Source organism: Acetobacter pomorum, from assembly GCF_002738225.1.
In the GTDB taxonomy this organism is placed as follows: Bacteria; Pseudomonadota; Alphaproteobacteria; order Acetobacterales; family Acetobacteraceae; genus Acetobacter; species Acetobacter pomorum.
Genome location: NZ_PEBQ01000089.1, coordinates 1 through 7,588, shown reverse-complemented (window position 1 = coordinate 7,588; position 7,588 = coordinate 1). Strand labels below are relative to the sequence as shown.

Here is a 7,588-nt window from a genome sequence, read left to right as displayed (position 1 = left end):
TGTCATCCTGTTTTCATTACCAAAAATTTTCAGGCTGTATGCAACTTACCAGCATTTTTTACGATCGTTAATAAGCAATATAGTGCAATCCAATTATGAATTAATGTTTCGAAATTAGAATATTTTTCTAGAAAATAGCCCAGAAATTTATGGTGACAAATGATTTTTGATGAGGATAGACACATAATGTAAAGAACACATGGAAAGAGTAAAATATTTATACGGTTTCTATAATCACATATGTTTGGGGTTCAGTGAACGACAAGATCATGGTCGTTGAAATTTTGAGAAAAAATGCATAATATCATGGCCTTTAAGCTATATTATAATCAATGCTATTTTTAATTGAGGTGACAAAATCCGCGGAAATTGTATTGAAAAATATAGAATAATTTTTATTTTTTGTAAGTTATGGAGAAAGCGGTGTTAAGATTTTTTCTTGCGATAGTGGCAATATATATATTATTTAAAATATCAATAATTATTTTCTATTTTATTTTGGCACACTGGATAATTTGCCTGGTATTGGCTGTCTTGGTAGCCGTTGCAATTGAGGCCGCCAGTAGAGATACCGAAAAAGTATCCGATCAGAAACAGGATGCTTCAAAGGAAAAGTCATCTGAAGGAGATAATTCTTACACATTTGAATCATCAACATACCAAAGCTCCACTTCTAAATATGAGTTCAGACCGTCAACACCCCAGAGCACTGTATTTCATGGCAGGACATCTACGCCTGAGATAATAGATGTTGAGGATGAGCAATCTTTTGAGGAGGACTTGTCTGCTCCTGAAAAATCGTATGCTGAAAGGAAAGGGTTTGCAGGAGAATGTATTGTTAATAAATATATAAAAGAGGTAAGAAACAACAGGGGTATATTAAATAATATATATATAGAATATAATTCCCCTACAGGTAAAAAAGTGACGCAGATTGATCATATCGTGAAAGTTCCATGGGGAATATTTATTATAGAAACAAAATACTATAGTGGATATATTTCTCATGATCCAAAAGATGTCTATAACTGGGTTCGGCAACCAGATGCTCCAGAATCAAAGCAAAAATATAAATTTTATAGTCCTCTCCAACAGAATCAGATGCATGCTGATGCTGTAAGATCAGTAACGGGTTTGGAAGAAAAGAATATTCTTCCTCTCGTTGTTCTTGCAGGAAAAACAAGATGTGACAGTTATATTGAAAATAGAATTGTCAGGCCGTCCAGATTAAAGAAATGTTTGGGTAATGATTGTAGACCTCCATTATCAGAGGTGCCTTATATAGATTATAATAAAATTGAAGAGGCATGGTCTGTTTTGTTGGGGTTTCTGAAAAAACAGTCAGAACTACAAGAGAAGCATAAAAAACAATTAAATTACCATTAGCATTGATAACTGTTATGATTTGGTAATTTCTGAATACGAATATCCAGTAATTGTCTTTCAATGAGTTCTCTTACGGGTATGACTTGAGTAGTTTGCCTCCAGTGAGGTGCTGGATGCGTCACTGGAGGATTAACGCATTATATCGGCCTTTTGCCTGCTTTCAGACAGAAGGCTTTTCCGACTAGAAAATATGATAATCTTTTAGAAAAGTTTGCAGAGGTAGACGTATTCTTTTGCGAGAAAACGATAGTTTGGTACGTGTGCACCTCGTGAGTGCATACAAATCACTGGCGATCAGAAGTATTTCGAGTGCCAGTCAGTATCTTTTCTCTTTTGGACGTTCCATGAGAATGCAGTGTGGGTAGAGGTAAGGGGAATTCGTGCATAAAAATGCTTCCAGAATCCTGTAGTCTTTTGTGCCGACATCCAGTTTCATAAGGGTGACGGCGCGTAATTCCACGTTCTGAACAATCTGTTTCAGCGTAAGGGAAGAGGATGTCCTTCCGATCGACTAGCGGCGGAAATTGGACTTTGGTTTCTGATTTTCTCATGATGGCACGAGTGTTGGGTATCCCGTGGGTATAGACGTATGCGATAGCCAAAGAGTGTCGTGTCAATCGGGGATCGCGATCCTGAGAGTAGAATATGTCAGGCATCGCAACGGCGACCAATACCCCGCATTCTTTACATGTCAGAACGTGCCCCAGATGCTGACGCAATGTCATGGGATACGCACCGAACGGGGCTGGCGGTTGCCGGACTGGCTCGGCGAGGTGCTGCAGATGGAAAGGTCATGGGCATATCAGTGAAACCGAAAGCCATAACCTTCTTGGGAGTGGCGGCGGAAAGACGGAAAGTACGTAGATCCATGCCTCCTGAGACAACGGCCCGATTGAACGGGTGATGTGTCTCAAAAATTCATACGGTATAAATAATTCAATAAAAAGCGGAAAACCGCCCATAAAATTGAATATGCGTATCTTTCGTGTAAGGGTCTATCCGTGTGGACTGCCTCCGCTCCAGACAATTTCGCCAATGACATTGATCTGCGAAGCCTCTTCCGCACTTACTTCCTGGGCGGGGTAGCGTTCATTATCTGCCAGCGCACGCAGCCCCCCGCCCAAACGACGCTCCAGACGCCGGATCAGGATTGCGTCTTCAATTGCCAGAGCATAGAGGCCTCCACCCTGAACATGTTGGTGTGAGGTGTCGACAATGAGTAAATCATCTTCGCGCAGTGTTGGGGACATGGCATCTCCTGTAACAGTCAGAAGCCGGAGAGATGTGCCATCCTGCTGGAATGTCTTTTCCAGCCATGTTCTGCTGATCCGCAGTCCTTCATCACGGTTATCCAGCCAGGGAATAACGGCCTGATGCCCACCGCGTGGCGGGGCGTCGGAGCCAAGGGGGCTGGATGATGCGGGGGGAGTTCCAACACCGTAGGCCAGCCAGTCCAGAGAAACGCCACAGACACGCGCGAGTGCTGCAACGGACGAGAACTTCATTTCTCCGCCGTTCATGTAATCACGCAAAGTTGTATAGGGCACGCCGGCGGCCTTTGCTGCGTGGGTAATTCCTATAGTGCGAGCAGCCTGACGCAGCCGTTCACCGCGCTCGCGCATGAGTTGAATCTGGTTATCCATCAGAGGACGCTTTCGGTGTCGATGTCGGGGCATTGGAACTCCAATAGGAAGGGAGTTCCAAAAATATGCAGAAAGCCACTTGTTCGTATAGTGCGTTTATCGTACAAATCATCAGTGATGTGCGGGCCGTCGTTGTTTGATCGGTGATCTTCGCATGAAAGCTATGTTTTGTCGAAGGGATTATCATGTCTGCGTCAGATGACTCATTGCCGGATCATCGTCTGGAGGAACTGCATGCGGGTCTGCACGATGTATTTCGGCTTGTGGAACTGGAGCACGACTTGCTGCGCAGCCGGTTGGATGATCTGCGCAGTGGAAGCGATGGTGCACGTCTTTTGGAGGGTCTGATCGTTTTGGGTGGGGTATTGCACCAGCGCCTGTCGCATCTGTTGGTACTTTGCCGCGATATTGGTCATTTGTAAGTCAGGTTGGAGAGGATGAAAGCATGACATTCATTCTGACCTTTTTCGGTGTTGTGGCCGCTGTTCTGGTTCTGGGATTTGTGGCTCTGACTTTTGCAACCGACATCATGCTTCCGGTGACCCTGATGCTTGTTGTAGCTGCACTTGTTCATGAGGTGTTTCATGGCTGAGGAATGGCACACCAATGAGCCGCCTCGCGACAGGCAGGCAGAGCGATGTGCAGCTTATGCCGCCGAGTTTGGCGGGATCGAAAAGAAACATAAGGATGATTACAGAAATACCCAGTATGCCAGCATTGTTGGGCAGGTTGGATGTGGTGTCGCCATCGGATTGTGGTGGCATCCTTTCGTAGCATTTCTACTGGGGCTCGGGTTTTGGGGTGCCGTTCGGGAAGAGCGTAAAAAATGTGATGCGGATGCAGCCCGGCGCAGACTTTACGGGATTGAATAGAGATAGCGCTCAGTCTGCCAGCGGAGCGTGATCCGCAGAGTAATATCTGACTGATTTAGGGAATGGAAAACATGAAACATGTGGTCTTTGGCTTCATGACGGGGTTTTGCGCCATCAGCGCGACAGTTACGCCTGTGCAGGCACAGAATTATGCTCAGGAAGTGATACATAGTGAGAGTTATATGGGGGAGGATCTACCTCCTGCGTCTGCAAGTGACGAGGCTATTCTCAAGCATATACCGGATCTGAAGAAAACGGCTCGTGGTTATCAGAATAGTTGCGGGACGCGGACGGATCCACGTCTTCGCACGCTTGATCTGGGAGGTACGCTGCATGATGCAAAAGTGGTGTACGACCCGGATTCAGGCTGTTGGGGCGCAGCGGGTGGTCAATTGACTATTCTCGATGGAGCAAACAGGGTTGTGTACAGTGAAAGTGTCGGCGCAATCCTTGTATTGTCCAGCCGTCATGACGGAGTGCATGATCTTTCATTTGGTGTTCCAGGGATGAGACAGCCTATCTGGATATGGGATGCCGCCCATCATCAATACAAATTTCTCAAATCCATTGAAGAATAAAAGAAGAGATTCCCTTTGGGACTATTCTTTCTTGCAGGCAGGCAACAGGCATATGTCCTGATTGCCTGATGCGCGAAACAAGATGAAAAGCGAGAAGGGGCCGGGCTCCAGTGATGCGCACTGTTTCAGAGCATCCTGTTATCAGTTGTCCAATTTGCCAGTTTGCGTGTTTTCCGCGGATGGAAAAGGATACGTACAGGATTGTCCAATGTTCAAACTGTGATTTTCTGTTTGTAAATCCGATGCCGACATCTCAGGTTATTGCGGCATATTATGCCTCAACCTATCGCGGTGCGCATGCAAACTTTTATCCCAAAGACAGGTCACGTCGGTGGCGAGCCTTCTGGCGCAGTCTGGCGTTCATACCCTATCTCTACAACCGCGATGTGGTGGATCTTGGATGCGGTGGGGGGCATATGCTGGCGGCTCTATGTCGTTTTGCGCGCAGTGGAACCGGTGTAGATCTCAGTCACAACAGTATTGCATTTGCCAAAAGACATTTTCCAAATCAGACGTTTTTTGCAGAAGATATTTTGTCTTTTTCCAAAAGAAAACGTTGCTTTGATTTTGTATTCTCCTCCGAATTGCTTGAGCATCTTCGCAGTCCTGATGACTTTATGACAACACTTCGGGCGATTACGCGCCCAAATGCTCTTGTCTACCTGTCGGCTCCCGATGCGGGCCATCGTGCAACGCCTTCTGATCTGGCGACATGGTCTGACATCTGCCCGCCCGAGCATCTTCAATGGTTCAATGAAACCAATCTCGCGATGCTGTTCGATCAGAACGGGTTTGTGCCGTTCAAAAGGCATCGCACCAAAACTCCGGCACATTCTGTGTTTTTTAGGCGTGTTTTCTGAATGTGCATCGTATTTCTTTCCAGAGAAATACTTAAAAATATTGATTATATCAAGAGAAGTTTACAATTCTTCTGAATTGTTTGGAGAAACTTTTTCTTCTGTATTGGTTCCAGATCGAAAGATACCCAGAATGAAAGAAAATCCTCTGATTTATGCCGCGTGCGATAAAAAATATTTCCAGACGCATGCATATGCGTTTATCAAATCGGCCTTTCAGGTGCATCATGATGTGCATATCATTGTGTCACCAGAGCCTGGAGAGAAGCTGGAAGAACGTAAGAAATTACTGCAAGAATATCTGGATATCTTTGCCAGAAAATTTGATACGTCGATAAATACATTGACAATCGAAGCTGTGGCAGATCCTCGTGCGTGTGCAAAAATAAGCAATAGAAAAGAACGTATTGTTTTTTACCAGTCTTTAAGGTTCTTTTATATAAATAAGATTTTGAGTAATAATGACAGACCTGTCTATATGATGGATATAGACAGTCTTGTCAGAAAACCACTTCCGTCAATCCATAAAGGGAATCTAGGTATCTATTTGCGGTTGGATAATAAAACAGGTAAAAACCGAGATGAAGTTTTAGGCATGAAGGTTCTTGCGGCGATGATCTATTGTACACAGCTTTCAGCAGAATTTTTCAAGAAAGTTGTAGAGTATATAGACACGCATCCTCGTAAATATTTTCTGGATCAGAGGGCCATATATGAAGTGTATCTTGAAGATAAGAGTGTAGCGGTTTTTGATCTGGCGAAAGAAAATATACTGGATTGGTCATTCGATAATAAAAGCAGTGTCTGGACTGCAAAAGGGAAAAGGCGCCGTCGCGATCCCGTTTATATTCATGAGCGGCTTCAATACGAAAATCGAAGTGCGATCGCCAGAAAAGCCATACAGATTCTGTATCGTATCGGGATGATACGGAAATAGTTTTTTGGAAATTCCTTTGAATATACAATTATTTCTTACGATGCAGGAAACCTCTTATGACCCGGTTTTCATTTCAGAATCTTTCAGAACGCATTCTTGCCTTTATCAGGCGTGCGCCTCGTCGCCATGTCGCTGCTGCTGGCGTGTTGTTATTACCAGCTGTGTGGTGGTGGCATGAGAGCAGTTTGCCTGCACAACTGATGAAAGCAGAGAGGCAGCAATATCCAAAAGGAGCACGTGAGTGTCTGATGTTGGGTTCGAATACAGGTATTAATTTTCGGATACCTGAAAGTATGGCTGCTTGGTTTGAACGTACGGATATTACGGATCCGACAGCACATCCCTTTGTATTTTATGCTGGCCCATTACAAAATGTGTCAGATTTGGTCGTTGATCTGGAACGACGTGGATTGCTTGTCCGACATGACATGACAATGACTGTGGATCAGACGTCCAGCACGATTGGTCCGCAGTCAAGAACAACGGGGGGCGCTTACTATCATCCTGAAAGTTATCATAATACATTTCGTCATATACCAGCTGTTATATATACGACCAGACGCAACGATGAGCGTTTTCAGTATGAACTTAAAGTAAAAGACAATCTCTTTTGGGGGCGTCCGATTTTACCTGTCAGAACATATGACACGCCTCTGCCTGAAGCAGGTCATTATACAATTCCTCTTACTTCTCCTTATATGGTGAGTATTGCAACATCAGCCTGTATGCGAATGAAAATTCAGACCATTACAGACATTAGGCCACGAACCGATTTGCGTACAGGCAATCAACTTTACGATGCCAAAGTGACGTTCAAGGTTAATAAATTACCAGATTGGATGGATACGCCAATCTTCCGGCGGACTGTCGGGTTTCCAGACAGGCTTGCAACTGGCAGCAAGGTAGAACGCGCCACGGTCTTTCAACTCTACCATGGGAAACCGGTCTTTCAGGTGGATTTTGTACGATGAACACGGATTTTGCGAAAAATGCGGCGCGCAAATTAGTTGCAGTCGTGCGTCATTCACCACGTATTGTGGCTGTGATCGGCGTAGGTATTGGCTGTGCCTGGTTGTTCACACCACGACCGGACGTTAGTCGTCAGGCGGCAGAAGAGGTTTTGGCTGCCGTGCGTGCATGGCCGGAAGATCGAGGGAATATCAATGCGGCTTCCAGTCGCCGCGCCTGTAAACGGCTGAAAGACGGAATATTTGTATCGGGGTTGGGAATGATCAACAATGTGGATCGACGCGGAAATCTCACAGAAGGGTTGTACATCGGGTTAGATTATGAAAAAGTCTGTTTTGCACAAAAG

10 protein-coding genes are annotated in these 7,588 nt (G+C 45.0%); 9 read left to right on the top strand and 1 reads right to left on the bottom strand.

The window, feature by feature from the left end; all coding sequences use genetic code 11:
- Window positions 1–423 precede the first annotated feature (423 nt).
- On the top strand, window positions 424–1,386 hold the full coding sequence (locus tag CSR02_RS05875; protein WP_244176817.1) for a nuclease-related domain-containing protein: 963 nt from the start codon (window positions 424–426) through the stop codon (window positions 1,384–1,386).
- Between the two features lie 995 nt (window positions 1,387–2,381).
- Here the strand turns inward: CSR02_RS05875 and CSR02_RS05865 are convergent.
- The gene (locus CSR02_RS05865; protein ID WP_183172727.1) at window positions 2,382–3,029 is read right to left on the bottom strand and encodes a LexA family transcriptional regulator; all 648 of its coding nucleotides are present in this window, start codon (window positions 3,027–3,029) and stop codon (window positions 2,382–2,384) included.
- Window positions 3,030–3,214: 185 nt separating this feature from the next.
- Here CSR02_RS05865 and CSR02_RS05860 point away from each other — a divergent pair, with 185 nt between their 5' ends.
- The 8 genes from CSR02_RS05860 to CSR02_RS05830 form a co-directional block, all read left to right on the top strand.
- Entirely contained in the window at window positions 3,215–3,451 is a 237-nt protein-coding gene (locus CSR02_RS05860; protein WP_050920488.1) for a hypothetical protein, read from the top strand.
- Window positions 3,452–3,474: 23 nt separating this feature from the next.
- A complete protein-coding gene (locus tag CSR02_RS16540; RefSeq protein ID WP_155738480.1) occupies window positions 3,475–3,621 on the top strand; it encodes a hypothetical protein in 147 nt (48 codons plus the stop codon).
- The gene (locus CSR02_RS05855; protein WP_099540900.1) at window positions 3,614–3,901 is read left to right on the top strand and encodes a hypothetical protein; all 288 of its coding nucleotides are present in this window, start codon (window positions 3,614–3,616) and stop codon (window positions 3,899–3,901) included. The genes CSR02_RS16540 and CSR02_RS05855 overlap by 8 nt, the downstream gene beginning before the upstream one ends.
- Window positions 3,902–3,972: 71 nt before the next feature.
- Window positions 3,973–4,479: a hypothetical protein gene (locus CSR02_RS05850; protein WP_143225549.1), complete on the top strand. Its 507-nt coding sequence runs from the start codon at window positions 3,973–3,975 to the stop codon at window positions 4,477–4,479.
- 113 nt (window positions 4,480–4,592) lie between these two features.
- The gene (locus CSR02_RS05845; protein WP_081273866.1) at window positions 4,593–5,339 is read left to right on the top strand and encodes a class I SAM-dependent methyltransferase; all 747 of its coding nucleotides are present in this window, start codon (window positions 4,593–4,595) and stop codon (window positions 5,337–5,339) included.
- A gap of 130 nt (window positions 5,340–5,469) precedes the next feature.
- Window positions 5,470–6,273 carry a hypothetical protein gene (locus CSR02_RS05840; protein ID WP_099540898.1) on the top strand — a complete coding sequence of 268 codons (804 nt, stop codon included), beginning with the start codon at window positions 5,470–5,472 and terminating at the stop codon, window positions 6,271–6,273.
- A gap of 56 nt (window positions 6,274–6,329) precedes the next feature.
- Window positions 6,330–7,244: a hypothetical protein gene (locus CSR02_RS05835; protein WP_099540897.1), complete on the top strand. Its 915-nt coding sequence runs from the start codon at window positions 6,330–6,332 to the stop codon at window positions 7,242–7,244.
- Window positions 7,241–7,588, top strand: a 348-nt coding sequence (locus tag CSR02_RS05830; protein ID WP_143225547.1) for a hypothetical protein, incomplete at its 3' end; no start/stop codon positions are given. The genes CSR02_RS05835 and CSR02_RS05830, both read left to right, overlap by 4 nt.